25 protein-coding genes are annotated in these 24,722 nt (G+C 62.4%); 8 read left to right on the forward strand and 17 right to left on the reverse strand.

All coding sequences use genetic code 11. The features are described from left to right. Positions 1-130 precede the first annotated feature (130 nt). Positions 131-1,597 carry a PLP-dependent aminotransferase family protein gene (locus C3F38_RS20170; protein WP_047730178.1) on the forward strand — a complete coding sequence of 489 codons (1,467 nt, stop codon included), beginning with the start codon at positions 131-133 and terminating at the stop codon, positions 1,595-1,597. Here the strand turns inward: C3F38_RS20170 and C3F38_RS20175 are convergent. Genes C3F38_RS20175 through C3F38_RS20190 form a run of 4 tightly spaced genes read right to left on the reverse strand, consistent with a single transcriptional unit; the run spans position 1,594 to position 5,248 of the window. Beyond that, positions 1,594-2,094, reverse strand: a complete 501-nt coding sequence (locus C3F38_RS20175) for a protein disulfide oxidoreductase (RefSeq protein ID WP_047730177.1) — start codon at positions 2,092-2,094, stop codon at positions 1,594-1,596. The genes C3F38_RS20170 and C3F38_RS20175 overlap by 4 nt on opposite strands. Further along, complete coding sequence (locus tag C3F38_RS20180) at positions 2,087-2,803, reverse strand: DsbA family protein (RefSeq protein WP_055317044.1); 717 nt, start codon at positions 2,801-2,803, stop codon at positions 2,087-2,089. The genes C3F38_RS20175 and C3F38_RS20180 overlap by 8 nt, the downstream gene beginning before the upstream one ends. Then, entirely contained in the window at positions 2,800-4,836 is a 2,037-nt protein-coding gene (locus C3F38_RS20185; RefSeq protein ID WP_055317043.1) for a protein-disulfide reductase DsbD, read from the reverse strand. Before C3F38_RS20185 ends, C3F38_RS20180 begins: the two co-directional genes overlap by 4 nt. 49 nt (positions 4,837-4,885) lie before the next feature. Continuing rightward, the gene (locus C3F38_RS20190; RefSeq protein ID WP_038876488.1) at positions 4,886-5,248 is read right to left on the reverse strand and encodes a hypothetical protein; all 363 of its coding nucleotides are present in this window, start codon (positions 5,246-5,248) and stop codon (positions 4,886-4,888) included. A gap of 205 nt (positions 5,249-5,453) precedes the next feature. On the opposite strand from C3F38_RS20190, the gene flk reads away from it, so the two are divergent. Next, entirely contained in the window at positions 5,454-6,482 is a 1,029-nt protein-coding gene (gene flk / locus C3F38_RS20195; RefSeq protein WP_047730174.1) for a flagella biosynthesis regulator Flk, read from the forward strand. 4 nt (positions 6,483-6,486) lie between these two features. Here flk and C3F38_RS20200 read toward each other — a convergent pair whose 3' ends face one another. Continuing rightward, a complete protein-coding gene (locus C3F38_RS20200) occupies positions 6,487-6,942 on the reverse strand; it encodes a rhodanese-like domain-containing protein (RefSeq protein ID WP_055317042.1) in 456 nt (151 codons plus the stop codon). Between the two features lie 93 nt (positions 6,943-7,035). Between C3F38_RS20200 and C3F38_RS20205 the strand changes: the two genes are divergently transcribed. Continuing rightward, positions 7,036-8,469, forward strand: a complete 1,434-nt coding sequence (locus tag C3F38_RS20205; RefSeq protein ID WP_170310531.1) for a PLP-dependent aminotransferase family protein — start codon at positions 7,036-7,038, stop codon at positions 8,467-8,469. 27 nt (positions 8,470-8,496) lie between these two features. Here the strand turns inward: C3F38_RS20205 and C3F38_RS20210 are convergent, their stop codons facing one another. Next, on the reverse strand, positions 8,497-9,393 hold the full coding sequence (locus tag C3F38_RS20210; protein WP_038876498.1) for an endonuclease/exonuclease/phosphatase family protein: 897 nt from the start codon (positions 9,391-9,393) through the stop codon (positions 8,497-8,499). 217 nt (positions 9,394-9,610) lie between these two features. Between C3F38_RS20210 and pepT the strand changes: the two genes are divergently transcribed. Further along, positions 9,611-10,858, forward strand: coding sequence for a peptidase T (gene pepT / locus C3F38_RS20215; RefSeq protein WP_055312075.1), 1,248 nt, complete (start codon positions 9,611-9,613; stop codon positions 10,856-10,858). Here pepT and C3F38_RS20220 read toward each other — a convergent pair. After that, positions 10,855-11,967 (reverse strand): SLC13 family permease, encoded by a 1,113-nt coding sequence (locus C3F38_RS20220; RefSeq protein WP_038876503.1) that lies wholly within the window; start codon positions 11,965-11,967, stop codon positions 10,855-10,857. The two genes, pepT and C3F38_RS20220, sit on opposite strands and share 4 nt — an antisense overlap. A gap of 154 nt (positions 11,968-12,121) precedes the next feature. On the opposite strand from C3F38_RS20220, the gene apbE reads away from it, so the two are divergent. Beyond that, the gene (gene apbE, locus C3F38_RS20225; protein WP_047730171.1) at positions 12,122-13,153 is read left to right on the forward strand and encodes an FAD:protein FMN transferase ApbE; all 1,032 of its coding nucleotides are present in this window, start codon (positions 12,122-12,124) and stop codon (positions 13,151-13,153) included. A gap of 12 nt (positions 13,154-13,165) precedes the next feature. Here apbE and C3F38_RS20230 read toward each other — a convergent pair whose 3' ends face one another. Next, positions 13,166-14,332 (reverse strand): ISL3 family transposase, encoded by a 1,167-nt coding sequence (locus tag C3F38_RS20230; protein WP_233211751.1) that lies wholly within the window; start codon positions 14,330-14,332, stop codon positions 13,166-13,168. On the opposite strand from C3F38_RS20230, the gene C3F38_RS26675 reads away from it, so the two are divergent. Then, positions 14,219-14,476: a hypothetical protein gene (locus tag C3F38_RS26675; protein WP_055317868.1), complete on the forward strand. Its 258-nt coding sequence runs from the start codon at positions 14,219-14,221 to the stop codon at positions 14,474-14,476. The two genes, C3F38_RS20230 and C3F38_RS26675, sit on opposite strands and share 114 nt — an antisense overlap. A gap of 57 nt (positions 14,477-14,533) precedes the next feature. On the opposite strand, the gene C3F38_RS20235 is transcribed toward C3F38_RS26675, so the two are convergent. After that, positions 14,534-14,755 (reverse strand): hypothetical protein, encoded by a 222-nt coding sequence (locus C3F38_RS20235; protein ID WP_004936201.1) that lies wholly within the window; start codon positions 14,753-14,755, stop codon positions 14,534-14,536. 212 nt (positions 14,756-14,967) lie between these two features. Then, positions 14,968-16,188, reverse strand: coding sequence for a beta-ketoacyl-ACP synthase I (gene fabB / locus C3F38_RS20240; protein ID WP_016926857.1), 1,221 nt, complete (start codon positions 16,186-16,188; stop codon positions 14,968-14,970). Positions 16,189-16,358: 170 nt separating this feature from the next. Here fabB and mnmC point away from each other — a divergent pair, with 170 nt between their 5' ends. Next, positions 16,359-18,380 carry a bifunctional tRNA (5-methylaminomethyl-2-thiouridine)(34)-methyltransferase MnmD/FAD-dependent 5-carboxymethylaminomethyl-2-thiouridine(34) oxidoreductase MnmC gene (gene mnmC / locus C3F38_RS20245; RefSeq protein WP_047730869.1) on the forward strand — a complete coding sequence of 674 codons (2,022 nt, stop codon included), beginning with the start codon at positions 16,359-16,361 and terminating at the stop codon, positions 18,378-18,380. 41 nt (positions 18,381-18,421) lie between these two features. Here the strand turns inward: mnmC and C3F38_RS20250 are convergent, their stop codons facing one another. From C3F38_RS20250 to prmB, 6 genes are all read right to left on the reverse strand, one after another. Further along, the gene (locus C3F38_RS20250; protein ID WP_016926855.1) at positions 18,422-18,703 is read right to left on the reverse strand and encodes a YfcL family protein; all 282 of its coding nucleotides are present in this window, start codon (positions 18,701-18,703) and stop codon (positions 18,422-18,424) included. A gap of 32 nt (positions 18,704-18,735) precedes the next feature. Beyond that, positions 18,736-19,284 carry an elongation factor P hydroxylase gene (locus tag C3F38_RS20255; protein WP_162215436.1) on the reverse strand — a complete coding sequence of 183 codons (549 nt, stop codon included), beginning with the start codon at positions 19,282-19,284 and terminating at the stop codon, positions 18,736-18,738. Between the two features lie 89 nt (positions 19,285-19,373). Further along, positions 19,374-20,180, reverse strand: coding sequence for a sulfite exporter TauE/SafE family protein (locus C3F38_RS20260; RefSeq protein WP_038876510.1), 807 nt, complete (start codon positions 20,178-20,180; stop codon positions 19,374-19,376). A gap of 3 nt (positions 20,181-20,183) precedes the next feature. Then, positions 20,184-21,011 carry a penicillin-insensitive murein endopeptidase gene (gene mepA, locus C3F38_RS20265; RefSeq protein WP_038876512.1) on the reverse strand — a complete coding sequence of 276 codons (828 nt, stop codon included), beginning with the start codon at positions 21,009-21,011 and terminating at the stop codon, positions 20,184-20,186. Positions 21,012-21,016: 5 nt separating this feature from the next. Next, positions 21,017-22,102 carry a chorismate synthase gene (aroC, locus tag C3F38_RS20270; protein ID WP_033635387.1) on the reverse strand — a complete coding sequence of 362 codons (1,086 nt, stop codon included), beginning with the start codon at positions 22,100-22,102 and terminating at the stop codon, positions 21,017-21,019. 65 nt (positions 22,103-22,167) lie between these two features. After that, a complete protein-coding gene (gene prmB, locus C3F38_RS20275; protein ID WP_033648158.1) occupies positions 22,168-23,100 on the reverse strand; it encodes a 50S ribosomal protein L3 N(5)-glutamine methyltransferase in 933 nt (310 codons plus the stop codon). Positions 23,101-23,270: 170 nt separating this feature from the next. Between prmB and smrB the strand changes: the two genes are divergently transcribed. Further along, on the forward strand, positions 23,271-23,801 hold the full coding sequence (smrB, locus tag C3F38_RS20280; protein WP_004936226.1) for an endonuclease SmrB: 531 nt from the start codon (positions 23,271-23,273) through the stop codon (positions 23,799-23,801). A gap of 67 nt (positions 23,802-23,868) precedes the next feature. Here smrB and sixA read toward each other — a convergent pair whose 3' ends face one another. Continuing rightward, positions 23,869-24,351, reverse strand: a complete 483-nt coding sequence (gene sixA / locus C3F38_RS20285) for a phosphohistidine phosphatase SixA (RefSeq protein WP_004936230.1) — start codon at positions 24,349-24,351, stop codon at positions 23,869-23,871. Between the last annotated feature and the right edge of the window lie 371 nt (positions 24,352-24,722).

Below are 24,722 nucleotides of genomic sequence, written 5' to 3' on the forward strand. Positions count from 1 at the left end.
GTGTAACGCGGCCATTTTTTCTCACTATAGCCACTTTACGGCGTTGTCATGCAGGCCACTTTTCTGCGCTTGAAGCCCTGTTGACATGAGGTATAGTAAAAACCTCTCTCCATAACCGGGCCAATTTCGCATGCACATCCCGTTGGATCGCGAGCAGGACGTTCCGCTCTATTTACAGATCGAAGAAGCGCTGCGGCGCGCCATCCTCACCGGCGTGTTCGTCGATGGCGACAAACTGCCCTCGACGCGCACGCTGGCGGCCGAACTGGCGGTCAGCCGTTTAACGGTGGATAACGCCTACGCCGAACTGGCGGCCAAGGGCTTTTTGCATCAGCGGCGCGGCAGCGGCGCCTATGTCGCGCACCCGCAAGCGCAAGCGCGCCCGGCCCGGCCGAGCTGCGATGCTCCATTCCCGCTGGAGAGCTTCACCACCCTCACCTCACGGCTGGACGGCTACGCCGACGCCCCGCTGCCGGAGGGGCTGATCAACTTCGCCGCCGGCGTCGGCAGCCCTAAGGTGTTTCCGCTGGAGGCGTTTCGCAAAGTGCTGCTGTCGGTGCTCAGCCGCCATGCGGAAGAGGCCTTCAGCTACGGGGAATACTGCGGCTACTACCCGCTGCGCGATACGCTGAGCCGCATCCTCAGCGCGCAGGGCATCCCCACGCAGGCGGAACAGGTGCTGATCACCAACGGCTCGCAGCACGCCATCAGTCTGGTGGTGCAAAGCCTGCTGGCGCCGGGCGATACGGTGATCGTCGAAGAGCCGACCTACGCCGAAGCGCTGGGCCTGCTGCGCCAGCACCGCATCAATATCGTCACCGTACCGGGCGATCGCCACGGCATGCGGGTGGATTTGTTGCCGGAGTTGTTAGAACGCCACCGCCCTAAACTGATCTACACCATCCCCAATTTCCACAACCCGACCGGCCGCTGCCTGAGCGAGGCGCGGCGGCGACGCCTGCTGGCGATCGCCCAACAGGCCGGCGTGGTGATCCTGGAGGACGACTTCGTCGGCGATCTGCGTTACCAGGGCAAACAGCTGCCGTCACTGCGGGCGCTGGCGCAGCCGGGCGCGGTGATCTACGTCAGCACCTTCTCCAAAATGCTGCTGCCCAGCATGCGCATCGGCTATCTGGTGGCGGACAGCGAACACTATCAACGTTTCGCCAGGCTGAAACACGTCGACAGCTTCACCAGTTCCAGCCTGATCCAGCGGGCGCTGGACGCGTTCGTCACCGTCGGCCGTTACGACAAACAGCTGCGGCGCGCCGGGCGCGTCTACCGCCGCCATCTGGAGGTGATGATTGATACCTTGCAACGGCGGCTGCCGCCGGGGTGCCGCTTCGAAACGCCGCAAGGGGGCTTGTTTATCTGGCTGACGCTGCCGGCGGCGGTGACCACCGCCGAACTGATGCCGGTCGCCTGGCGGCACGGCGTGACCTTCGCACGCGGCGAATGCTTTTATGCGCAGGAACAGCTGGGCGCGCACGGCCTGCGGCTGAACTTCGCCGCCAACTCGCCGCCGCAGATTGAAGAAGGTATCGCCCGGCTGTGCCGGGCGATTGAGGAGGTGATAACGGAGAAAAACGCCGGTTAGACGGCGGCCCACCACAGCCGCAGCTTCATCCCCCAGTAGCTGGTCCAGCCGGTGGTACTCTGCACCACCTTGCCCTGCGAGACCACCACGAAGGTCGGCGTCACGCCAATCTGCCACTGCGCCGAGAGCGTACCAGCCGGATCGTTGACCACCGGCAGCGCCAGCCGTTTGCGCGCCAGCCAGTGTTTCACCTGGGTATCGTCGCCCGAGCGCAGCGCGACGGTCAGCACGTTGCCGCCCGCCGCCTGCAAACGGGCGACGTCCGGCGTAGTGAAGCGGCAGACGCCGCACCAGCTGGCCCAGAAGTAAACCAGCAGCGGCCGCTCATGGCTGAGCTGCGCCAACGACACGCGCTCGCCGTCCAGCGTGGTCAGGGTCTGAGCATCGAAGGCCGGCGGCGCCTGCGGCGCGTTCAGCCAATCCATCACCGTCACCACCGCCAGCGCTATCAGCGCCAGCAGCAGCAACTCGCGCCCCCAGCGCTTGAGCTTAGCCATGGTTGGCCTTCGCCAGCTGCTGCTTCACCATCGCTTCCAGCTCTTCATACGACACCGCCCCCGGCAGCATCCGATCGCCGATCAGCGTCGCCGGCGTCCCCTGCACGCCCAGCTGTTCCGCCAGCTCCATATTGGTGCGCAGCGTGGTCATGCTCTGTTCGCTGGGCGCCACCGCCTTGACGCCGGTTTTCTCTTGCGCGGCGGCGATGCTGGCGTTGTCGTGGAAGCCCTTTTTCGCCATCAACCGCTGGTGCAGGGCCCAGAATTGATCCGGGTGCTGTTGCCAGGTGGTGAGCGCCACGCGCGCCGAACTGACTGAGCTTTCGCCCTTGAACGGCAGCAGCTTCACCACCAGCGCCACGTCCGGGTATTGCTTGACGATCTTCTCCAGCATCGGATCAAAACGCTTGCAGTACGGGCAGTTATAGTCGGTAAAGGTCACCAGCGTCAGTTTGGCGTTGGCGGCGCCGAGGCGCGGGCTGGCCGGATCCTGGTACAGCGTTTTGGCGTTCTGCTTGATAGCCTGGCTGATTTGCTGGCCGGCGGTTTGCTGCTGCCAGGCGTCCACCGCCTGCGCCAGAATGTCCGGGTTGGACACCAGCGTTTCGCGGATCATCTCTTTGATACGCGCCTCTTGCGCCGGGGTGAAAGGCTCGACGGCCCACACCGGGGCGGCGATGATCATCAGTAAAATCAGTAGTTTTTTCATTGTTCGGTTCCTTTGGCATGGGAAAGGGTTTGCAGCACGGCGTCACGGATCAACAGCGGGGATAACACCTCGCCGTCCGGGCTGCCGGGGCCATAGATTTGGTTGAAAGGCACGGCGACGCTGCCGCGCTTTTGCAGGAAGGCGCTGATGTCGGCCGACGGGCGGCTCCAGTCGCCGCGCAGCGCAACCACGTCGTCGGCGCTCAGCGCGCGCTGTACGTCATCGCGCAGCAGCACATTGAATTTGTTGGCTTTACAGGTCACGCACCAGTCTGCAGTCACGTCGACGAACACCCGCTTATGCTGGGCGAGCGCCTCGGTAATCGCCTGTTCGCTCAGCGGTTGCCACTGCACCCGATCCTGCAACGGCTGGTGCCACAGGCCGGCGGTCAGCGATCCGGCCAGCAAGGCCACGCCCGCCAGCACCAACGTGCCCGCAGCCAGCTTGGTCGCCAACCGTGCGCCCTGCTGACGCCACACCGCCAGCAGCAACGCCAGCAGCGCCAACGCCCCCAGCCACAGCGTGGCCTGCACGCCGATATGATTGCTCAGCAGGCTCAGCAGCCACAGCGACGACGCCAGCATCAGCAGCCCCATTGCCAGCTTGACGGTATTCATCCAGCGGCCGGGGTGCGGCAAGCGCAGCGCCAGCGATGGCCAGGCGGCGATCAGCAGCCACGGCAGGCTCATGCCGATGCCGAGCGCGATGAACATGCCCCACAGCACCGGCAGCGACGCCGCCAGCGCGAAGGCCACCGCCGTGCCGAGAAACGGCGCCGAGCACGGCGTCGCCAGCAGCGTGGCGAACGCGCCCTGCCAGAAATGGCCGCTCAGACCGTGCCCATTATGGGTGGCCAGCGACGTATTCAGATCGGACGAGAGGCGCAGATGGAACAGGCCAAACAGGTTGGCGCTGAACAGCAGCGTCACCAGCACCATAAAACCGATAAACCATGGATTCTGGAACTGAATGCCCCAGCCGAGCGCATGGTTGCCGAGCCGCAGCAGCGTCATCAGTAAGGCCAACGCCATAAACGAGGCGACGATACCTAACGACGACGCCAGGAACTGCAAACGCACGCTGCGCCGATCGCGCCGTTCCACCTGCAGGATAGAGCCGAGCTTGATGCCCAGCACCGGCAGTACGCACGGCATCAGGTTGAGGATCAACCCGCCCGCCAGCGCCATCAATACCGCCTGCCATAGCGGGAATGCCGCACCGGCGGGCGCGGCCAGCGGATCGCCAATCGGCAGCGTAATCTGCTGCGCCATGCCGCCGTCGTCGATCACCAGCGTCAGCGTTTTGCCGCGCAGATCCGGCGCCGCATCGCCCCAGCCATCGCTGACCGGCACTCGCGCCAACAGCTGAGCGCCGTCGGTCTCGACCTGCGGCTTGCCGAGATCGGCATCCGCCAGCGTATCGAAGAACAGCGCGGGCTGCTGCCAGCCGGCGGCGCGTTGGGCGGAAATCTGCAGCTCGCCGTTGCGGTAACCGGCCTCGACGCTCTCCGCCACCCCGGCGGCGATCGGCACCTGCCCCATTGCCTGCGCGAAGTCGTGGTTAAACTGCGGATCGTTCGGCGTCGTCAGATCCAGGCTGAACGGGTAGTCGGTCAGAATGCAGACGTTGCTGCAGGTGGATAGCGTCAGGGTTCCCGCCAGCGGGCCGGATACCAGGCCTGACATCACGATCGGCAGCGTAACCCGATCGTGATAGCCCTGGGTGGAAATGCCGGCCACCTCGAAACGCTGCGGCGTCGGCCAGTGCCAGGTCGCCGGCGGCGGGTTGCCCTGCCAGACGATAGCCGGCGCGATGCCGCCTTCGCCTGGGGAACGCCAGTAGGTTTTCCAGCCCTTTTGCAGCTCGACCGACAGCAGCAGGCGGGTCTCCCCCGGCTGTGACGTGTCGGCACGCAGCCGCACCTTGGCATGATCGTTGGCCGGATTTTGCAGCCAGCCGCTGTCCGCCGCCTGCAAAGCAGGCAGCCACAGCATAAACAGGCAAGCGCAGGCCAGCCTGATAATTTTCAACATGTTAATTCTCCATAAATGATTAATTCACCGCGAAAAACGGGCGATTAACTCATTCACGGAAAACGCATAATCGAAGGTGCACCCTGAGGGTGGGCGGTGAAATGGCGCGAGGAGGAGGAACACGCAGGCGCGCGGCAATGGTCGGCGCCAACAGCGCCAGCAGCAGGCCCAGCCCGAACAGTACGGTTTCGAACATCACCGGCGGCGCGGCCAGCAATGACTTGGCGCTCAGTTCACAGGGCGTCGGCTGCGCTTCGGCGGCGGTATCACTGGACTGAACGGCGGTGGCCGCCGGGATCCCCAGCGTTTGCTGCAGCGCATGCAGGCCCGCCATGCGCTGGGTCATGCACGTCAGCACCACCAGGCAAGCCAGGCATAAAAACCATTTTGCAATCCGCTGCCGTTTAACCATGCCATCCTCATGTTCGGGTCTGGGGTTATCTTAGCGACGCGGGCGCGATTAGCAACGTTTTGTCGGTAAAGAAATGTCTGAGCGGCGGTATTGATGGCGGCGATTTACAGGTATTATAGAGGGTAAGCCTGCGCTTTTCGCCGGGTACGATGATGATTCTCTCCTCCAGGCATTCTGCGGGGATACACAGCGAAGGACTGGTGATATGCAACCTTTGAGTGGGCCGGGCACCCCAATCGCCGGCGAACGCCCTCCCTCCCCGGGCAAAACGGCGGCCACTGACGATCAACCCCTTTCTCCGGCACAGCGCACGACGCTGGAAAAGCTGATCGTGAAAATCATGACGCTCAGCCCGGCAAAATCGGCGGAGATCTGGGCGACTCTGCGCCACGATCTCGGCGCCGACAACGGCGGTGAACTGCTGGCGCGCCATTTTCAACCGGCGGAACAGCTGCTGCAAACGCGCCTGACGCAGGCGCAGCAAAACCACGCCGGGCGCCAGCTGTTGCAACAGCTGGCCGAATTACTGCCGCAGGGCAACAACCGCCAGGCGGTCAGCGACTTTATTCGCCAGCAGTTCGGCCACACGGTACTGAGCCAGCTGAGCCCACCACAGCTGCAGCAGGTGCTGAATCTGTTGCAGACCGGCGGCCTGACCATTCCTCAGCCGCAGCAAACCGCCACCAGCGATCGCCCGCTGCTGCCCGCAGAGCATCAAAGCCTGCAGCAGCAGGTCACCAAACTTAGCGCGGCCACCGGTGAAGCGCCGGCTAAAATCTGGCAAACGCTGTTTGATCTGGCGGGCGTGAAAACCAACGATCCGCTGCCGGCGCGCCACTTCCAGCTGTTAAACCAATTCTTGCAAGTGAAGGTGGCCCTCAGCCCGCAGAGCGCGCCGACGCTGAACAATCTGCTGGCGGCACTCAAGCAGCCGGCGGACGAGCAAGAGCTGCAGCAGATGAACGACTATTGCCAGGCGCGCTTCAACTGCGGCGCCAATGCGCCGCTGACGCATCCGCAAATGAGCGACGCCATTCATCAACTGTTTGCCCGACGCCTGGAAAAAGCCGGCCAGGCTCAGGCTATCGTCAGCCACCCTGTCGATCCGCAGCCGCTGCTCAACCCGCTGATCGCTGCCCTGCCGCTGCCGCTGCAAAAAGCGCTCAGCAAACCTGCCGTCGCGCTGATCCTGCTGCTGTTGGCGCTGGCCGTCGTGCTGGCGCTGGTGTTTTAACGCTTCAGGCGCAGCCGCAATCCTCAACAGCCGCCCGATTGCGCAACGATCCCGGCTGTTCGCCGATGGCCAACGGATGGCCGTCGCGCAGCCAGAAGTCCAGCCCGCCGATCAGCTCCTTCACCCGGAATCCCAGCTTCGCCAGCTTGTAAGCGCCCTTGGTGGAACCGTTGCAGCCGATGCCATCGCAGTAGGTCACATACACTTTTTCGCGATCCAGCTGCGCCGTGCCGGCTTCATCCATCAGGCGATGCGGCAAACTGAGCGCACCGGGAATATGCCCGGCGGCGTACATCGCCTCCGCGCGGGTGTCGATAACCACCACCCCGTCCACGCCATTGCGCAGATCCTCCGCCACGTCCCAGGCATCCGCATAGCGGCTCAGTTTGGCCGCCAGGTAGGCCAGGCTCTCTTCCGGCGCCGCCGGAGGAAAAGCCAGCACCAATGATTCTTTCGACATACCATTCACTCCCGTGCATCAAGACAGATGACAATAGTGCCCCATTTTGGTCTTATGATTGATACCCATTTCCCAACCGTGATAAGACCCATTATGCAGCACTCGCTGGTCACGTTGTTTCAGCAATCGCCCCACACCGCCGGCACGCTGCGCGATCGCCTGTGCGGCGCATTGCGGCAGGCCATCCACCAAGCTGCATTGAGCGTTGGGCAACGCCTGCCTTCCAGCCGGGTGCTGGCCAGCGATCTGGGCCTCTCGCGAGTGACCGTCGAAGCGGCCTACGGTCAGTTGGAGGCGGAGGGGTATTTGCAGCGCCGCGTCGGCCAGGGCACCTTTGTGGCGATTATCATCGCCAAATCACCGCCGCCGGCGACCGCTGCCGGCATACCGCGCCTTTCGCAGCGCGGCCAACAGATCGTACAAACCGGCGGCTGCCGCGAACCGCAGCAGCCACGGGCGTTTGCCGCCGGCTCGCCGGATCTGCGTGCGTTTCCGCTGGCCTTGTGGAAGCAACTGACCGCACAGCGCCTGCGGCTACAGGGAGAAAGCCTGCTGCGCTACGGCGACCCGCAGGGCTATTTGCCGCTGCGTGAAGCGATTGCCGCCCACGTCAATCAAACGCGCGGCGTGATCTGCGATGCACGGCAGGTTATCGTGCTGACCAGTTCGCAGCAGGCGCTGCAGCTGATCGCCACGCTGCTGCTGGACAGCGGCGACAGCGTCTGGATGGAAGAGCCGGGTTACACCGGGGCAAGAAACGCTTTTATCAGCGCCGGAGCCGCCCTGACGCCGGTCGCGGTGGACGGCGACGGCCTGCGTGCTGACCCCTCCTTGCCCGACCCTCGTTTGATTTATCTGACGCCCTCGCACCAATACCCAACCGGCGCAGCGCTCAGCCTGGCACGCCGCTTGGCGCTGCTGGCGCTGGCGGACAGGCAGCAGGCCTGGATCGTCGAGGACGATTACGACAGCGAGTTTCATTACGACGGCCTGCCGATACCGGCGATGCAGGGCCTGGATCGCCGTGGCCGGGTGCTGTACCTCGGCACCTTCTCCAAATCACTGTTCCCTTCGCTGCGGTTGGCGTACCTGATCGTCCCGCCTACGCTGGTTGACGCGTTCGTCACCGCGCGCACGGTGTATGACGGCCACAGCGCGCAGCTGATGCAGGCGGTCACCGCCGAATTCATCCGCCAGGGGTACTTTGCCGCGCATATCCGCTACATGCGCCAGCTCTACCGCAGCCGGCGCGATGCGTTGCTGGCGGAAGTTCACGAAAAACTCGGCCACTTCGCCACGCCCGCTCCCGCCGCCGGCGGCCTGCAGCTCAGCGTCTGGCTGCCGCCCGGCCAGGAGGCGGCGCTCAGCCGACAGGCGCAGCGGCTCGGCATCCTCACGCCCGGGCTGACGGCGCAATACCAGACGGCGCAGACGCAGCGCGACGGCTGGCTGCTGGGCTTTTCGGCCCTGACGCCGGGCGAGATCCGCAGCGCCGTCGAGCGGCTGGCGCAGATTGCCGTAGCTTAGCCCGGCCCCAACGGAATGCCGACCGGCTTATTGCTCGGTCAGGCGCATTTCCGCCACCAGCGGCAGGTGATCGCTCACCGCCGGCCAATGCACGCCGTTCCAGTCGCCGCTGGCGTTCGGTACCGTCAGGCTGTCCAGATGCCAGCGCTGCGCGTTGCCGGTGAAGAGGTAATCCACCTTGATCTCGGCATTTTCCGCCGGCCAGCTGCGGCCATCCTGCCCGTTAGGCATGATGTCGTTCCAATAGCGGCTCAATTCCAGCCAGGTCACGCTGCCCGGCACATCGTTCATGTCGCCGAACAGCAGCTTGATACCGCGCACTTCGATGGTGCGATCGTTCAGCTCCCGCACCTGATCCAAGCGCATTGTCGGATCTTCCTTGGTATCGAGATGAGTGTTGAACAGGGTGATCGGCGCCGGGAACTCCGGCACGTCGACCTTGGCGCTGAAGGCGATGCGCTGTTCGCGCTGGCCGGACGGCAGCGGATAGATCACGGCGTCGTGCAGCGGATACCTGGACAGAAACGCCAGGCCATATTCGCCGCCGTCGAAGTCGATCGCCCGGCCGAACACCGCCTGCATGCCGGTCAGCTTCGCCAGCTCAGCCGCCTGATCGACGCGGCCGCTGCGGGCGGTGAGCTTATCCACCTCTTGCAGCGCCACCACGTCGACGTTCATCGCGCGAATCGCCTTGGCGATGGCGGTCATGTCGCTGACCTTGCCGGCGGCGATATTGAAGCTGGCGACGCGGATCTTCGGCGCCTGTTCCAGTTCGTAGGTTTTGTTTTTCAGGCCGCCCAGCGCGCTGGCCACTTCGCGGCTGTTGGCGTTGCTGTTGGCATGCCCGGTGTCGGCAGAGGACCAGGCGCTGGGAGAGAGGCCAAGGGACAGTAAGGTGATAAGCAGAGCGTGACCGGTGTGCATGAATTCTCCTTGAGGAACAGATAAGTGTTATGTAGGCGCTTCCCGGCCCACAGCTAACACCGATTTTGCCGCAGAAACCTGCGACGATTTCCTAGTTTCACCGCTATTTTTTGTTTCTGCGCGATGCTTCGCATTCTGGCAGTTTACGCATTGCACCGTTGGACAAACGGCTGATTTCGTTTTAAAACCGGTAGATTGCCAACCGCGAGGAGTTCCGATGACCAGCCCGATTGCCGAACAGCTCACCGAACGTTTCTTCCGCTACCTGGCGGTGACCAGCCAGAGCGACGCCGCCGCAACCACCCTGCCCAGCACGCCGGGGCAGCATGAGATGGCGCAGCTGCTGGCGGAAGAGCTGCGCCGGCTCGGCCTGGCCGACGTGCAGATAGACGACCACGCCACCGTCACCGCCCGCAAGCCCGGCACCCAACCCGGCGCGCCGCGCATCGGCTTCATCACCCATATCGACACCGTGGACGTCGGCCTGTCGCCCGAAATTCGCCCGCAGCGCCTGCGCTTCACCGGCGAAGATTTATGCCTGAACGCCGAGCAAGATATCTGGCTGCGCACCGCCGAGCACCCGGAGATCCTGCCCTACCGGAACGAAGAGATCCTGTTCAGCGACGGCACCAGCGTGCTGGGCGCCGACAACAAGGCGGCGGTCACCGTGGTGATGACGCTGCTGGCCAACCTGACCGCCACCGATCGCCACGGCGATATCGTGGTGGCGTTCGTGCCGGATGAAGAGATCGGCCTGCGCGGTGCCAAGGCGCTGGATCTGCAGCGTTTCGCCGTCGATTTCGCCTACACCATCGATTGCTGCGAATTGGGTGAAGTGGTTTACGAGAATTTCAACGCGGCGGCGGCGGAGATCCGCATCGAAGGGGTAACCGCCCACCCGATGTCGGCGAAAAACGTGTTAATCAACCCGATACGCATCGCCAACGACATCATCAACCGATTCGACGTGCAGGATACCCCGGAACACACCGACGGACGCGAGGGCTATTTCTGGTTCACGGATCTGGCCGCCAATGCCAATCAGGCGACGCTGAAGGTGTCGATTCGCGACTTCGATCGCGCCACCTTCGAGGCACGCAAAGCCCGCCTTGAGGAGACGGTGCGCCAGGTGGCGGCCAGCTATCCACGCGCCAACGTCAGCTGCAGCATCAGCGACATCTACAGCAACATCAGCAACGCCATCGGCGAAGATCGGCGCGCCATCGATCTGATCTTTGGCGCCCTTGCCGCCCACGGCATCCCGCCGAAGGTGATCCCGATGCGCGGCGGCACCGACGGCGCGGCGCTCTCGAGCCGCGGCATCCTGACGCCCAATTACTTCACCGGCGCGCATAACTTCCACTCGCGCTTCGAGTTTTTACCCGTCAGCGCCTTCGTGAAATCCTACCAGGTGACCCGCAGCATTTGCCTGTTGGCCGCCCGGCAGAGCGGCAATCAGAGTTAGCTCAACAGCCAGCCGACCAGCGCGGCCCACGCCAGCAGCGGCAGCGAGTAATAGTGGAAGCGCAACCAGATCTTGCGCTCCCCCGCCATGCGCAGCGCAATCAGGTTGGCGAGCGAGCCGACCGCCAACCCAAAGCCGCCGGCATTAACCGCATAGGCCAACTGCGCGCTGGCGGGCACATAGTTGAGCAGCAAAATGGTGGCCGGCACGTTGCTGACGATCTGCGACAGCCCGACGCCCAGCGCGTACACCCCGCCGTCGCTGAGCCCGGCGATCGCGGCAAACGCCGGCTGGAGCGGCGGCAGGCGGGTAAACAGGCCAACATCGATAAACATGGCGGCGAACACGAAAATCAGGCTCCAGTCGATCTGCAACAGCACCCGGCGCGCCAGCAATAAAAAGCCGGCGAACACCGCCAGCAACCCATACAGCGGCAGACCGATATCCAGGCACAGCAGGAAGACCGCATACAGCCCCACGCAGCTCAGCAACAGCGGCCGTTGATAGGGGTAGCCCTCGGTATTCGGCGTTTTCACGATGTCGCGCGCCGGGAAGCTGAACCAGGTCAGCGCCAGCAGGCTCAGCATCATCGCGGCGCCAAACGGCGCCATCTGGCCGATGAAGCCGAGGAAAGAGAGGCCGGAGCGGCTCCACAGCAGGATATTTTGCGGGTTGCCGATCGGCGTCAGCAACGAACCGGCGTTCACCGCCAGCGCCTGAAAGATGATCAAACGGCCCACCGGCAGCGCCGACAGTTTTTTCAGCGTGATGGTGAGCGGAATGACGATAAACAGCGCCACGTCGTTGGTCAGAAACGACGACAACAGCGCGGCAGAGAACACCAGGAACAGCGCCAGCCGCCGTTCGCTATGCAGCCGGTTGATAATCTTGCGGCCAACGAAGTCGAAGTAGCCGCTGACCTCAACGCCTTTGGTCAGCAGCATCAGCCCCAACAGAGTAATGAGGGTGCGGCCGTCGATAAACCCGCCCAGCGCCGCCATCGGCTGCGGATGAAAGGCGAACATCGCTACGCCGGCCAACAACAGCGCATGCAGGAAACGGTCTTTGACAAAGGGATGGATAAGCCGGGAAATGGCGGTTGAACTCATGGTGGCAGCTTGAAACCTCAGCGAGAAGCATGAGCGAGACGTTAGCTCAGGCGCAGCCACAACGCCAGCAAAATGCTATTTTACCTTTATCCGCTTTCCATTTGCCGCGCTTTACTTTATTTGTAGCGGCTTTCTCGTTTTCAAAGGACATGTTATGGCTTCCCTGTTCGCCAAAGGGGCGTTGCTCAGCGCCTTATGCGCCCTGCTCGCCGCCTGCGACGATGCCTCCTCCCGCCCGCAAATCGATATCGACGGCAAGACCATGGGCACCTTCTACAGCGTTAAAGTCAGCGGTGACGTCGCGATCGGCAAGCAAGAACTGCAGCGGCAGATCGACGCGGTGCTCGAACGGGCCAACGACGATATCTCCACCTACCGCGCCGACTCGGTGCTGTCGCAATTTAACCGTAGCGCCAGCCTCGAACCGCAGCCGATCCCGCGCGGCATGGCGGACATCGTGCTGATGGCCCAGCGCATCGGCCGCGATACCGGTGGCGCCATGGACATCACCGTCGGCCCACTGGTGAACCTGTGGGGATTCGGCCCCGACAAGCATCCGGTCAAGGTGCCGGAACAGGCGCAGATCGACGCGGCGAAGCAGCGCATCGGCCTGCAGCACCTGAAGCTTATCAGCGACAATCGCGGGGAGTGGCTGCAAAAAGATCTGCCGGACATGTATGTCGATCTCTCAACGCTGGGCGAAGGCTACGGTGCCGATGAACTGGTGCGCCTGATGAACCGCAACGGCATTACCAACTACCTGGTATCGGTCGGCGGCGCGGTCTCTTCACGGGGCGTCAACGGCCAGGGCAAACCCTGGCGAGTGGCGATCCAAAAGCCGACCGACCGTGAAAACGCGGTGCAGGCGCTGGTGGATCTGCACGGTTACGGCATCAGCACCGCCGGCAGCTACCGCAACTACTTTGAACAAAACGGCCAGCGCTACTCCCATGTCATCGATCCGACCACCGGCAGGCCGATCAACCACCGACTGGTTTCCGCCACGGTGATCGCCCCTACCGCGCTCGAGGCCGACGGTTGGGATACCGGCCTGATGGTGCTGGGCACGGAGAAAGCGTTGAAACTTGCCGAAGAGAAAGGGCTGGCGGTCTACCTGATCAGCAAAACCGACGACGGCTTTAGCGCCGTGATGACGCCGCAGTTCAAGGCGTTTTTGGTGCAGTGAAATAAAAAAGGTTCATCGCGCTTTACCGGGGAACGCTGCTTTGATTTTCAGGAAGAAGTAAGCGTTATCCCGGTATCCATAGGCCATCCGCTTCATCACTTTTATCTTATTGTTCATCCCTTCCAGCACGCTGGTATTCAACCTGTGTCTGGCACTCGCGATGATGCCACCGGCATACCCTTTCAGTTTCTCGGCGAAGTGTTGCAACGCCTTGATTCCGCTTTCCTGAGACTGCCTGTACCAGCTTACCCAGCGTCTCTGCGCCTCTTGTTCACTCGGGGCGTACCACAGTTCTTTCAGCGCTGTTTTCATCAGCCAGACCACATTCAACGGCTGATTCGCCTCCAGCAACTCCGTGAGCTTTACCTCATGCCCTTCGGGCAGGTTTTCGGGGTTGCGCAGCAGCAGCCAGCGGCTGCGTTTGATGACCTGACGCGATTTTGGGTTATCACGGAGTTGATTGGCCTGGTCGACGCGGACCCGGTCGATAACCTCCCGGCCATACTTTGCCACCACATGGAACAAGTCATAGACCACTTCCGCCTGCGGGCAGTGATGCCTGACCTCCAGGTCTAACGCCGTATTCATATCCATGGCGACAGACTGGATAGCGGCACAGCCTTCAGCGCCCAGCCAGACGAAGAAGGGGCGGAAGGCCGCTCTGCTGCGGCCTTCGCCCACCCACAACACTTGTTGCGTATCCGCATCCATCACCACGGTGGCATAACGATGTCCTTTGAACAGGGCGAACTCATCCATCACCAGACGGCGGAGGGTATGGCGCTGCGGCTCTGTCCGTTCCCGCAGCAGACGCCGGTAGTCGATATTCTTGACCGTATGCCAGTGCAGGCCGGTGAGTTGTGCAACGTGCTTAATCGGCAGTAAACGGACCAGTGACTCAACCCATACGGATAGTGTCGTGGTATATCTCTGGCGTTCAGGCAACCAGCTGATTTTTTCGGTGGTGACCCCGCAATGGGGGCAACACAGGCGCCGGACGGGGACGTTGAGCCAGACGACCCAATCGAGCAGCTGGCGTTCACGCACTCGGCGGAAGGAAACATCATGCACAACAGGCACCCGCCGTTCACAGCGCCGGCAACAGGGCATGACGGCAGAATCAGGCTGGAGCTGGATAAGCAGGGAGTTGGCAGAAGGATGCGAGAAGGAATTGACGATAAAGCCTTCCCAGAACAGGGAGCAAAGGTTAGCATTCATAGTGACGGCAGTTTTGAAGGTTTAGGGTGTGTTTTGGCGAATACAAACCTAAACGTTCTGACTGCCGTTTTCTATTGGTTCACGCTAAAGCGCGATGAACCATAAAAAAGCCCGGCACGCAATGGCCGGGCTGGTTGCATGCGCCCGCAGGCGCCGCGCCGATCACTTGGTCAGCGCGATGATGCCGAGGGTCAGACCGGCCACTGCCGCCGCGCCGCCGGCGATCGCGCCCGCGGTTTCCCAGTTATCCTGAGTGGTGCCCTTCATGCAGGTGTTGGTGTGCACCAGACGCCCCTGGTCATCGTAGACCGGAACGCAGGGAGAATCGGTGGCGCATCCGGCCAACACGGCCGACAGTAACCCAACCGCAATTAACTTTTTCATACTTCTTGCCTCAATGTTCGATCACTTTAGAAAGCCACGCCGAGCGATAATCACGCTACCTGGCTATTGTATGCCCAACGCGTGTAATGGCGAGGTAATGATGTGTCAGGGGATGTGATTTGGGAAAACTCCGAGCGCTCGCCCGGCGGGCTTTGAACGGTAAAAAGCCCGCGAAAACGCGGGCTTGATGGAGAGATGAAGCTCAGGCGGAATTATTTTGCCAGTTTGCGCATCACCAGGGTGGCGTTGGTGCCGCCGAAGCCGAAGCTGTTGGACATCACGGTGGTCAGCTCGCGCTGAGTCGGCTGAGTCACGATGTTCATGCCGGCCGCCTGCTCATCCAGGGTTTCGATGTTAATGCTCGGCGCGATAAAGCCGTGCTCCAGCATCAGCAGGCTGTAGATCGCTTCCTGCACGCCTGCGGCGCCCAGCGAGTGACCGGTCATCGCCTTGGTGGAGGAGATAGCCGGGGTATTGTCGCCGAACACTTCACGAATCGCGCCCAGCTCTTTCACGTCGCCTACCGGCGTGGAGGTGCCGTGCACGTTGATGTAGTCGATAGGCGCATCCAGATCCTGCATCGCCATCTTCATGCAGCGCACCGCGCCTTCGCCCGATGGCGCAACCATGTCGGCGCCGTCGGACGTTGCGCCGTAGCCAACGATTTCTGCGTAGATGTGCGCACCGCGCGCCAGCGCGTGCTCCAGTTCTTCAACCACGACCATACCGCCGCCGCCGGCGATGACGAAACCGTCACGATCGGCGTCGTAGGTGCGGGAGGCTTTTTCCGGCGTGTCGTTGTACTTGGTGGACAGCGCGCCCATCGCGTCGAACTCGCAGGCCATTTCCCAGCACAGCTCTTCGCCGCCGCCGGCGAACACGATGTCCTGTTTGCCCAGCTGGATTTGCTCAACCGCGTTACCGATGCAGTGTGCAGAGGTCGCGCAAGCGGAGCTGATGGAGTAGTTTACGCCGTGGATTTTGAACGGCGTCGCCAGGCAGGCGGAAACACCGGAGGCCATGGCTTTGGTGACCACGTACGGGCCAACCGCTTTCAGGCCGCGCGGGCTGCGCATCGCATCGGCGCCGAATACCTGGAAACGCGGAGAACCGCCGCCGGAACCGGCGATCAGGCCCACGCGCGGGTTGTTTTGATACTCTTCTTCCTTCAGGCCGGAAGAAGCGATCGCTTCTTGCATCGCCAGGAAGGCATAGATGGAAGCATCGCTCATGAAACGCACCGCCTTGCGGTCGATCAGGCCGGTCGTGTCGAGCTTAACTTGCCCCCATACGTGACTACGCATGCCGGAATCTTTCAGTTCCTGGGAGAAAGTGATCCCAGAACGTCCTTCCTGCAGGCTCGCCAGGACCTCCTGCTGGTTATTACCAATGCTGGAGACAACTCCCAGGCCAGTAATCACTGCACGTTTCATTCAATACCTCTTCCACTATTTACCTACGGGATTTTGCATCGCACTTTAGCGTACAGATGTAAGCCGAACAAGTCCGATCAGCGTTTTTCAGCTTTATTGTTGTCCAGTTTGCGCCAGGGCGCCAGCGCCGTTAGAATTCGCGGCATCCCTTGAATTTCGAGCTATTGACCGTGAACCACGCCCCCATCCAAACCGCAACGCTAACCTGGAACGAACAGGGTACACCTGTTTCGAAACAGTTTGATGACGTCTATTTTTCCAATCAGGATGGGCTGGAAGAAACCCGCTATGTCTTCCTGCACGGCAACCGGCTGCCGCAGCGTTTCGCCACTCACCCGCGCCCGCTGTTAGTGGTGGCGGAAACCGGATTCGGCACCGGGCTCAATTTCCTTACGCTGTGGCAGGCCTTCGCGGGCTTCCGCCAGGCCGAGCCGGATGCTGCACTGCAACGCCTGCACTTTATCAGCTTTGAAAAATTCCCCCTGCAGCAGGCCGATTTGGCGGCGGCGCATGCGCGCTGGCCGGAGCTGGCCCCCTATGCCGACGAGCTGCGCGCCCAATGGCCGCTGCCGCTGCCGGGCTGCCATCGTCTGCTGTTGGCCGAAGGCCGCATTACGCTCGATCTGTGGTTCGGCGACGTCAACGAACTGCTGCCTCAGTTCGACGCCAGCATGAATAACCAGGTCGACGCCTGGTTTCTCGACGGCTTCGCACCGGCCAAAAATCCCGACATGTGGACCGAGCAACTGTTCGCCGCCATGGCGCGTTTCGCCCGGCCGGAAGGCAGCTTCGCCACCTTTACCGCCGCCGGCTTCGTGCGCCGCGGCTTGCAGCAGGCCGGGTTTCAGGTCAACCGTTGCAAAGGCTTCGGCCAAAAACGTGAGATGCTCGCCGGCGGTCTGCCGGCCGATACGCAGCCTACCCCCCACCCGGCGCCCTGGTATCGGCGTCCGGCGGCGGACAACACCGCCGACATCGCCCTGATCGGCGGTGGCGTCGCCAGCGCGCTCACCGCGTTGGCCTTATTGCGGCGCGGCGCCAGCGTCACGCTGTACTGCGCCGACGAGCAGGCGGCCGAGGGCGCTTCCGGCAACCGCCAGGGGGCGATTTATCCTCTGCTGAACGGCAGCGGCGACGCGCTGGAGAGTTTCTTCAGCGCCGCGTTTCCCTTCGCCCGTCGTCAATACGACACCCTCTTGCAACAAGGCGTCACCTTTGATCACCAGTGGTGCGGCGTCAGCCAGCTGGCCTACGACGAAAAGAGCGGGGCCAAGATCGCCAATATGCTGAAAACCGACTGGCCGCCGGCGATGGCGATGGCGGCCGACCGCAAGACGCTCAGCGAACTGTGCGGCGTCGATACCGGCTTTGGCGGCATCACCTACCCGCAGGGCGGCTGGCTCTGCCCGGCCGAGCTGACGCGCGGCGCTCTCGCGCTGGCGCAGCGGCAGGGTCTGGTCTGCCGCTACCGGCACGACGCGCAGGCGCTGGCGCGTGAAGAAAACGGCTGGCGTATCGACTTCACCCACGGCGAAAGCCACCGCCATGCGACGGTGATCCTGGCCAACGGGCACCGGTTGGCCGAGCTGGCGCCGACGCAAGTCCTGCCGCTGTACTCGGTGCGCGGGCAGGTGTCGCACATTCCAAGCTCGCCGGCCCTCGGTCAGTTGAAACAGGTCTTGTGCTACGACGGCTACCTGACGCCGGTCAATGCCAACAACGGCCAACACTGCATCGGCGCCAGCTACCAGCGTGGCGACACCGCCACCGACTACCGCGAGCAGGAGCAACAGGAAAACCGCGAGCGCCTGCTGCGCTGCCTGCCGGAACAGGCCTGGCCACAGCAGGTGGACGTCAGCGCTCATCAGGCGCGCTGCGGCGTGCGCAGCGCCACCCGCGATCATCTGCCGATGGTCGGCGCGCTGCCGGACTATCAGGCCACGGTGACGCAGTATCAGGATTTGCAGCGGCAGAACCAGCGTGGCGAAACCGTCGCCGAGGCGCCGGTCTATCCCGGCCTGTTCGCTATCGGCGGGTTGGGATCGCGCGGGCTGTGCTCGGCGCCGCTGGCGGCGGAAATTCTGGCGGCGCAGCTGTTCGGCGAACCGTTGCCGGGCGATGCACGCCTGCTGGCGGCGTTGAATCCGAATCGGATGTGGATACGAAAGCTGCTGAAAGGGCGTGCGGTTTAATTCATGAATGAGGGGCGCGGTGATGCGCCCCGGCATGGCGGTCAAGCGGCAGGCGTGGCGGCCTGATAGAGGTTTTCCCACATGCCGCGCACCAAGATCTGATCCGGCGGCGAGAGTTCCCCGGCGGCGATCGCCTTATGCAGGCTCTCTTCCACCCGCGCTTTCAGCGCTTCGGCAGTGTGCTCACCCTGCTCTTCCGCTTCGGCCACCGCCAGCGTCAGATGACCGCGCAGGTAGCCACCGGCAAACAGTTCATCATCGCTGGCGTGCTCTACCATGTCATCAATCAGCGCCAAAATGCGCGCTTCGAATTCTGCGATCATCAAATTTCCTCATTAAATAGCGGGCTGTGGCGTCAGTTGAGATCTTCCGGGTACGGAAAATGCTCGGCCGCCAACGGTGGCGTATTGTAGAACGATTGCAACGCCTGAATAAAGCGCGCAGGCCGTGTGGGTATTCCCTGCTCCAGCAGCGCCAATACCCGGGCGCGCACCTTGCGCTGGAACGCGATACGATCCGGCTCGCAGTCGCCGTTCAGGTTGTCGCAGCTGACGTTGAACGGGAAACCGGCCGCCACGCAGAACATCCATTCCAGCGCCTGCGGTTTGATCTCTACCGCTTCGAATTCACTCTGGGTTTGCGCGTCGCGCCCGTCCGGGCAATACCAGTAACCGAAGTCCACCAGCTGGCGGCGCGCTTCGCCGGCGATGCACCAGTGCGAGATTTCGTGCAGGCCGCTGGCGTAGAAGCCATGGGCAAACACGATGCGGTGATACGGCAGTTCGTCGTCGGCCGGCAGGTAGATAGGCTCGTCGTCGCCCTTCACCAGGCGGGTATTGTAGTCATCGCTGAAGCACTGATTGAAGATCTCGATCAGCTGTTCATAACGATGACGGGTCTGCATGTCTGACATAGAAACTCTATAACCACAAAAATAAAGAGGCCATTATACCCGATAAGACAGGGTGCGTAAGCAACGCCCCCTCTTCATCTTTAACCGTGCACCAAGGCGGTCAACCACTGCTGAATTTCCGGGCCGTGATTGTCGTACAGCAGCTTGAGGCTCATCACCAGCGAGACGATCACGATCATCGGCCGAATCAGCTTCTGCCCGCGGGTCAGCACCATGTGCGCGCCCAAACGCGCCCCCAGCACCTGCCCCACCAGCATCACCAGACCGATGCTCCACACCACCTTGCCGCCGATGATGAACAGCGCCAACCCGCCGACGTTGGAGGTGAAGTTCAGCACCTTGGCATGCGCCGTAGACTTGGCGAGGTTAAAACCGCACAGCGTCACATAGGCCAACGCGTAGAAAGACCCGGCGCCGGGGCCGAAGAAACCGTCGTAAAACCCGACGCAACCGCCGGCCACCAGCCCAAACGGCAAGGCCCCGAGGCGGCGTTGACGATCTTCCTCACCCAGCCGCGGCATCAGCAGGAAATAGAGGCCGATGCCGATCACCAGCAACGGCAACATCTGCCGCAGCAAATCGGCGCGCATATGCTGCACCAGAATGGCGCCGGCGATCGAACCGATCAGCGTCAGAAATATCGTCAGCTTTTGGTCGTTGAGGTTCACCGCGCGCCGACGAATAAAGTACAGGCTGGCGGAGAAGGAGCCGCCGACCGACTGCAGTTTGTTGGTGGCCAGCGCCTGCGCCGGGGGAACCCCCACCGCCAGCAGGGCCGGTACCGTCAGCAACCCACCGCCGCCGGCGATGGAGTCGATAAACCCCGCCAGCAGCGCTACCGCAAACAACACCCCGAGCATCTCGGGGCCAATGACAAACCAGTCCATGTGTTATTCCGCTGAGAAATGGTGATCCAGCAATGCCTGACAGGTCGGCGGTAACGGCGGCGGCACGGATTTGCCCGGCTTGGCGTTAGGCTGATGCGGCACGAACCAGCTCGCCAGTTCGGCGCCGCAGCCGTCACCCGGCGGCGGCGTATCCTGCTCCTGGCACTCCAGGCTGCCGGCCGGGCAGCGCAGGCGCACGTGCATGTGCGCACGATGGCCGAACCACGGGCGCACCTTGTGCAGCCAGGCGCGATCGGCGCCGGCATCCAGGCACAGGCGCTGCTTGATCGCCGGGTTGACGAAGATGCGCGTCACCTCCGCGTCCTGCGCCGCCAGCTTGATCAGCGACTCAATTTGCGGCTGCCATTGGCTGGCCACCACCTGTTTGCCGTCCCCTGATACCAGGTCGATCGGCTGTGGTTTCAGCAATTGCTGCGCGCTCCAGCGTTGGCGCGGCAGCTGCAGCCAGATGTCGACGTCGAGCCCCGACTGGTGGCTGGCGTGGCCGCTGCTGAAGCGGCCGCCGGCCGGCATCGCCATGTCGCCGATCAGCACCGTGCCCAGCGCTTTCTGGTTCGCCTGGCTGCTGAGGCGCTGAATAAACGCCAGCAGATCCGGGTGGCCGAAATAGCGGCGCTGGTCGGTACGCATCACCTGGTAGTTCGGTGAGTTCAGCGGCAACGGCTGCGCGCCGATGATGCAGCCGTTGGCGAAACCGCCCACCGCCTGTGGCGCGCCGGCCACCGGGTGATCGATTTTCTGCCACGGCGTCAGCGCCATGGCGGAGGCGGAGGCCGTCAGGGCCACCAGGCCCAACATCCAGTTTTTCATGGCGATTACCAGCGAGGCACGTCGGAAACCACATCACCGTTTTGCGCACGCTGGCGCAGCAGGTGATCCATCAGCACGATCGCCATCATCGCTTCGGCGATCGGCACGGCGCGGATACCCACGCACGGATCGTGGCGACCGCGGGTGACCATTTCCACCGCTTCGCCCTGGCGATTGATGGTGCGGCCCGGCACCATGATGCTGGAGGTCGGCTTCAGCGCCAGATGCGCCACCACCGGTTGGCCGCTGCTGATGCCGCCGAGAATGCCGCCGGCATGGTTGCTCTGGAAGCCTTCCGGGGTGATTTCATCGCGGTTTTCGCTGCCGCGTTTGGTCACCACGGCGAATCCGTCGCCGATCTCCACGCCTTTCACCGCGTTGATGCTCATCAGCGCGTGCGCCAGATCGGCGTCGAGGCGGTCAAATACCGGCTCGCCCAGGCCAACCGGCACGTTTTCTGCGATCACGCTGACCTTGGCGCCGATGGAGTCGCCCTCTTTTTTCAGCGCGCGCATCAGTTCGTCCAGCGCTTCCAGCTTGTCCGGATCCGGACAGAAGAACGGGTTCTGCTCGACCTGATCCCAGTCTTTCAGCTCGCAGGTCACGTCGCCGATCTGCGCCAGATAGCCGCGTACCTGTACGCCGAACTTCTGCTGCAGGTATTTCTTGGCGATAGCGCCCGCCGCGACGCGCATGGCGGTTTCACGCGCCGAAGAACGGCCACCGCCGCGATAGTCGCGCAGGCCGTATTTCTGTTCGTAGGTGTAGTCGGCATGCCCGGGACGGAACACGTCTTTGATGGCGCTGTAGTCTTGCGAGCGCTGATCGGTGTTCTCAATGATCAAACCGATGCTGGTGCCGGTGGTCACGCCTTCGAATACGCCGGAGAGAATGCGTACCTGATCCGGTTCGCGACGCTGGGTGGTGTAACGCGAGGTGCCCGGACGACGGCGGTCCAGATCGTGTTGCAAATCGGCTTCGGTGAGCGGAATGCCGGGCGGCACGCCGTCGACGATACAACCCAGCGCCACCCCGTGAGATTCACCGAAGGTGGTGACGCGGAAAATCTGCCCAATACTGTTTCCTGCCATCACGGCTCCTTACCGTTAGTCTTTTATTGTTATGAGGCCCGCCGTGCGGGCCCTGGAAATGCGGTTTAGCTGCGGTAGAGGCTGAAGTGTTCCTTGCAATCCACCAGCTGCTGTTTGGTCAGCATGAACACGCCGTCGCCGCCGTTTTCGAACTCCAGCCAGGTGAACGGAATGTCCGGATATTGATCCATCAGGTGCACCATGCTGTTACCCACTTCACAAATCAGCACGCCGTCGTCGGTCAGGTAGTCCGGCGCGCAGGCCAGGATGCGGCGCACCAGCTTCAGGCCGTCGCTGCCCGCCGCCAGGCCCAGCTCCGGCTCAAAGCGGAACTCCTGCGGCAGATCGGACATGTCTTCCGCATCGACGTACGGCGGGTTGGTGACGATCAGATCGTACTGGATCGCGGGAACGTCGCGGAACAGATCGGAACGGATCGGGATCACCTGGTGTTCGACGCCGTGCGCCTGAATGTTGCGCTCGGTCACCGCCAGCACCTCACTGGAGATGTCCACCGCGTCCACTTCCGCCTCCGGGAAAGCGTAGCCGCAGGCGATGGCGATACAGCCGCTGCCGGTGCACATGTCGAGGATATGGCGTGGCGGGTGTGGGATCAGCGCGCTGAAGCGATCGTTGATCAGCTCGCCGATCGGCGAACGCGGCACCAGCACGCGCTCGTCGACGTAGAATTCCATGCCGCAGAACCAGGCCTTGTTGGTCAGGTAGGCGACCGGGATGCGCTCGTTGACGCGGCGGATCACGCGCTCAACGATGCGATGGCGCTCGCTGGAGGTCAGACGGGCGGTGTGCATGTCCTCCGGAATATCCAACGGCAGGAACAGGCTTGGCAGCACCAATTGCACCGCTTCGTCCCACGGATTATCGGTTCCGTGACCATAGTAGATATTGGCGGCGTTGAAACGGCTTACCGTCCAGCGCAGCATATCTTGAATGGTGTGCAGTTCGTTCACTGCTTCGTCGACGAAAATTTTGTCCAATTTGCCCTCCGGCAGGCGCTGTGTTTCATGATTTAGCCGCATAGTTTGCCATGAAGCCCGCGACAAATCACGCTTGCCCCTCGCGCTTTTCACTCTGGCCCGAGTTTTGCGTCGACAGCGCTCATTCACAAGGTAAACTAGCGAAATAAACGATTTCCGGTGAATGAAGCATGAAGAACAAGCCCCCTCTGAGCAAAGACGAACAACAGCTCTTCAGAGAGTCGGTGGCGGGCGCGAAAAAGCTGCGCCAGGACACCATCGTCCACCGCCCGCCGAAACCCAAGGTCAAACAGATTGCCCCGCAGCGGCTGCTGCAGGAGCAGGTCGATGCCAGCTATTATTTTTCAGATGAATATCAGCCGCAGCTGGAAGAAGAAGGCCCGACGCGCTACGTGCGCCCCGGCAGCAGCCCGTATGAGCTGAAGAAGCTGCGACGCGGCGATTATTCGCCGGAGCTGTTTCTCGATTTGCACGGCCTGACCCAGCTGCAGGCCAAGCAGGAGCTGGGGGCGCTGATCGCCGCCTGCAAACGCGAACACGTGCACTGCGCCTGCGTGATGCACGGGCACGGCAAGCACATTCTCAAACAGCAAACGCCGCTGTGGCTGGCGCAGCATCCCGACGTGCTGGCGTTCCACCAGGCGCCGAAGGAATGGGGCGGCAACGCCGCCATCCTGCTGTTGGTGGAGCTGGCCGAGTAGACCCGCAGAAACGACTCAGGGCGATGTCAGACATCGCCCTGAGTTTATTCCGCACCGCATCCACGGCTCACACTTTGGCCATCACCTGCGACGGGCTGACCTGCCATTCAAACTTGCCGTAACTGCCGTCCGCCGGCAGATCGACGTTGGCAATCGCCGAGGTCGCAAACATCGGCGGGCACTCGCCCGGGCACAGTTCGGCCACCAGATAGCCCACCAGCGGCAGGTGCGACACGATCAGCACCGAGCTCACCCCTTGCATCGCCAGCGCCTGCAGATAGCTGCCGACCTGTTCGGCGTTGCCGCCCGGCGTCAGCTCAGGCAGCACTTCTTCGCCCTCCGGCAGCGTCAAGGCTTCACGCACCGTCGCCAGCGTCTGTTCGGCCCGCAGGTAGGGGCTGACCAGCACGCGTTCAATATCTACAGACTTGGTGTTCAACCAGGCCGCCATCTGACGGGACTCGTCGCGGCCGCATAGGGTAAGGGGCCTTACCGCATCGCTGGCTGCCTCGAGCGCCGCCTCTCCGTGACGCATAATCAAAACTTGCATATTGCACCGCTGTTGTTGACAAAGTAACGCTATACAGAAACGCCGTGCGTGCTGTACCGCCGAGTTTTACAACCCAAAGCCAAAGCTTTAAAACGATAACGCGCCGTCTCTTTATGGCGGCCGGGCATTTTGCCTGAAAGTTTGCGTAAAGAAAACGCTGTTTTTTACAGCAATCCTCCCCGGGCAAACCTAGATTGCTCACAGAACAATCAATTCAACGGGTTAAATTTTAACCTTGCCGCCATGAAATTTATTGATGGCGGTCAAGCTAACTTACCGCTGCCTCCGCCTCGCTGTACAGCCTCACCGGCTGACGCTGTTGCAAGGAGTGATGGCGATCACAACGCGGCCCTGTTGCAACTATAGTGCAA

Source organism: Serratia sp. SSNIH1 (genome assembly GCF_002935055.1).
Taxonomy (GTDB): Bacteria; Pseudomonadota; Gammaproteobacteria; order Enterobacterales; family Enterobacteriaceae; genus Serratia; species Serratia nevei.

Bases quoted from the DNA above. Each gene is read 5' to 3' on its own strand.
- C3F38_RS20260 (WP_038876510.1), bottom strand. From the start codon at position 20,180: ATGGACTGGTTTGTCATTGGCCCCGAGATGCTCGGGGTGTTGTTTGCG.
- smrB (WP_004936226.1), top strand. From the start codon at position 23,271: ATGAAGAACAAGCCCCCTCTGAGCAAAGACGAACAACAGCTCTTCAGA.
- C3F38_RS26675 (WP_055317868.1), top strand. From the start codon at position 14,219: ATGCACAACAGGCACCCGCCGTTCACAGCGCCGGCAACAGGGCATGAC.
- C3F38_RS20190 (WP_038876488.1), bottom strand. From the start codon at position 5,248: ATGGTTAAACGGCAGCGGATTGCAAAATGGTTTTTATGCCTGGCTTGC.
- C3F38_RS20170 (WP_047730178.1), top strand. From the start codon at position 131: ATGCACATCCCGTTGGATCGCGAGCAGGACGTTCCGCTCTATTTACAG.
- C3F38_RS20205 (WP_170310531.1), top strand. From the start codon at position 7,036: ATGCAGCACTCGCTGGTCACGTTGTTTCAGCAATCGCCCCACACCGCC.
- mepA (WP_038876512.1), bottom strand. From the start codon at position 21,011: ATGAAAAACTGGATGTTGGGCCTGGTGGCCCTGACGGCCTCCGCCTCC.
- C3F38_RS20200 (WP_055317042.1), bottom strand. From the start codon at position 6,942: ATGTCGAAAGAATCATTGGTGCTGGCTTTTCCTCCGGCGGCGCCGGAA.
- C3F38_RS20175 (WP_047730177.1), bottom strand. From the start codon at position 2,094: ATGGCTAAGCTCAAGCGCTGGGGGCGCGAGTTGCTGCTGCTGGCGCTG.
- pepT (WP_055312075.1), top strand. From the start codon at position 9,611: ATGACCAGCCCGATTGCCGAACAGCTCACCGAACGTTTCTTCCGCTAC.
- apbE (WP_047730171.1), top strand. From the start codon at position 12,122: ATGGCTTCCCTGTTCGCCAAAGGGGCGTTGCTCAGCGCCTTATGCGCC.
- aroC (WP_033635387.1), bottom strand. From the start codon at position 22,102: ATGGCAGGAAACAGTATTGGGCAGATTTTCCGCGTCACCACCTTCGGT.
- fabB (WP_016926857.1), bottom strand. From the start codon at position 16,188: ATGAAACGTGCAGTGATTACTGGCCTGGGAGTTGTCTCCAGCATTGGT.
- C3F38_RS20235 (WP_004936201.1), bottom strand. From the start codon at position 14,755: ATGAAAAAGTTAATTGCGGTTGGGTTACTGTCGGCCGTGTTGGCCGGA.
- C3F38_RS20180 (WP_055317044.1), bottom strand. From the start codon at position 2,803: ATGAAAAAACTACTGATTTTACTGATGATCATCGCCGCCCCGGTGTGG.
- C3F38_RS20185 (WP_055317043.1), bottom strand. From the start codon at position 4,836: ATGTTGAAAATTATCAGGCTGGCCTGCGCTTGCCTGTTTATGCTGTGG.
- C3F38_RS20250 (WP_016926855.1), bottom strand. From the start codon at position 18,703: ATGATCGCAGAATTCGAAGCGCGCATTTTGGCGCTGATTGATGACATG.
- sixA (WP_004936230.1), bottom strand. From the start codon at position 24,351: ATGCAAGTTTTGATTATGCGTCACGGAGAGGCGGCGCTCGAGGCAGCC.
- C3F38_RS20255 (WP_162215436.1), bottom strand. From the start codon at position 19,284: ATGCAGACCCGTCATCGTTATGAACAGCTGATCGAGATCTTCAATCAG.
- flk (WP_047730174.1), top strand. From the start codon at position 5,454: ATGCAACCTTTGAGTGGGCCGGGCACCCCAATCGCCGGCGAACGCCCT.
- C3F38_RS20220 (WP_038876503.1), bottom strand. From the start codon at position 11,967: ATGAGTTCAACCGCCATTTCCCGGCTTATCCATCCCTTTGTCAAAGAC.
- C3F38_RS20210 (WP_038876498.1), bottom strand. From the start codon at position 9,393: ATGCACACCGGTCACGCTCTGCTTATCACCTTACTGTCCCTTGGCCTC.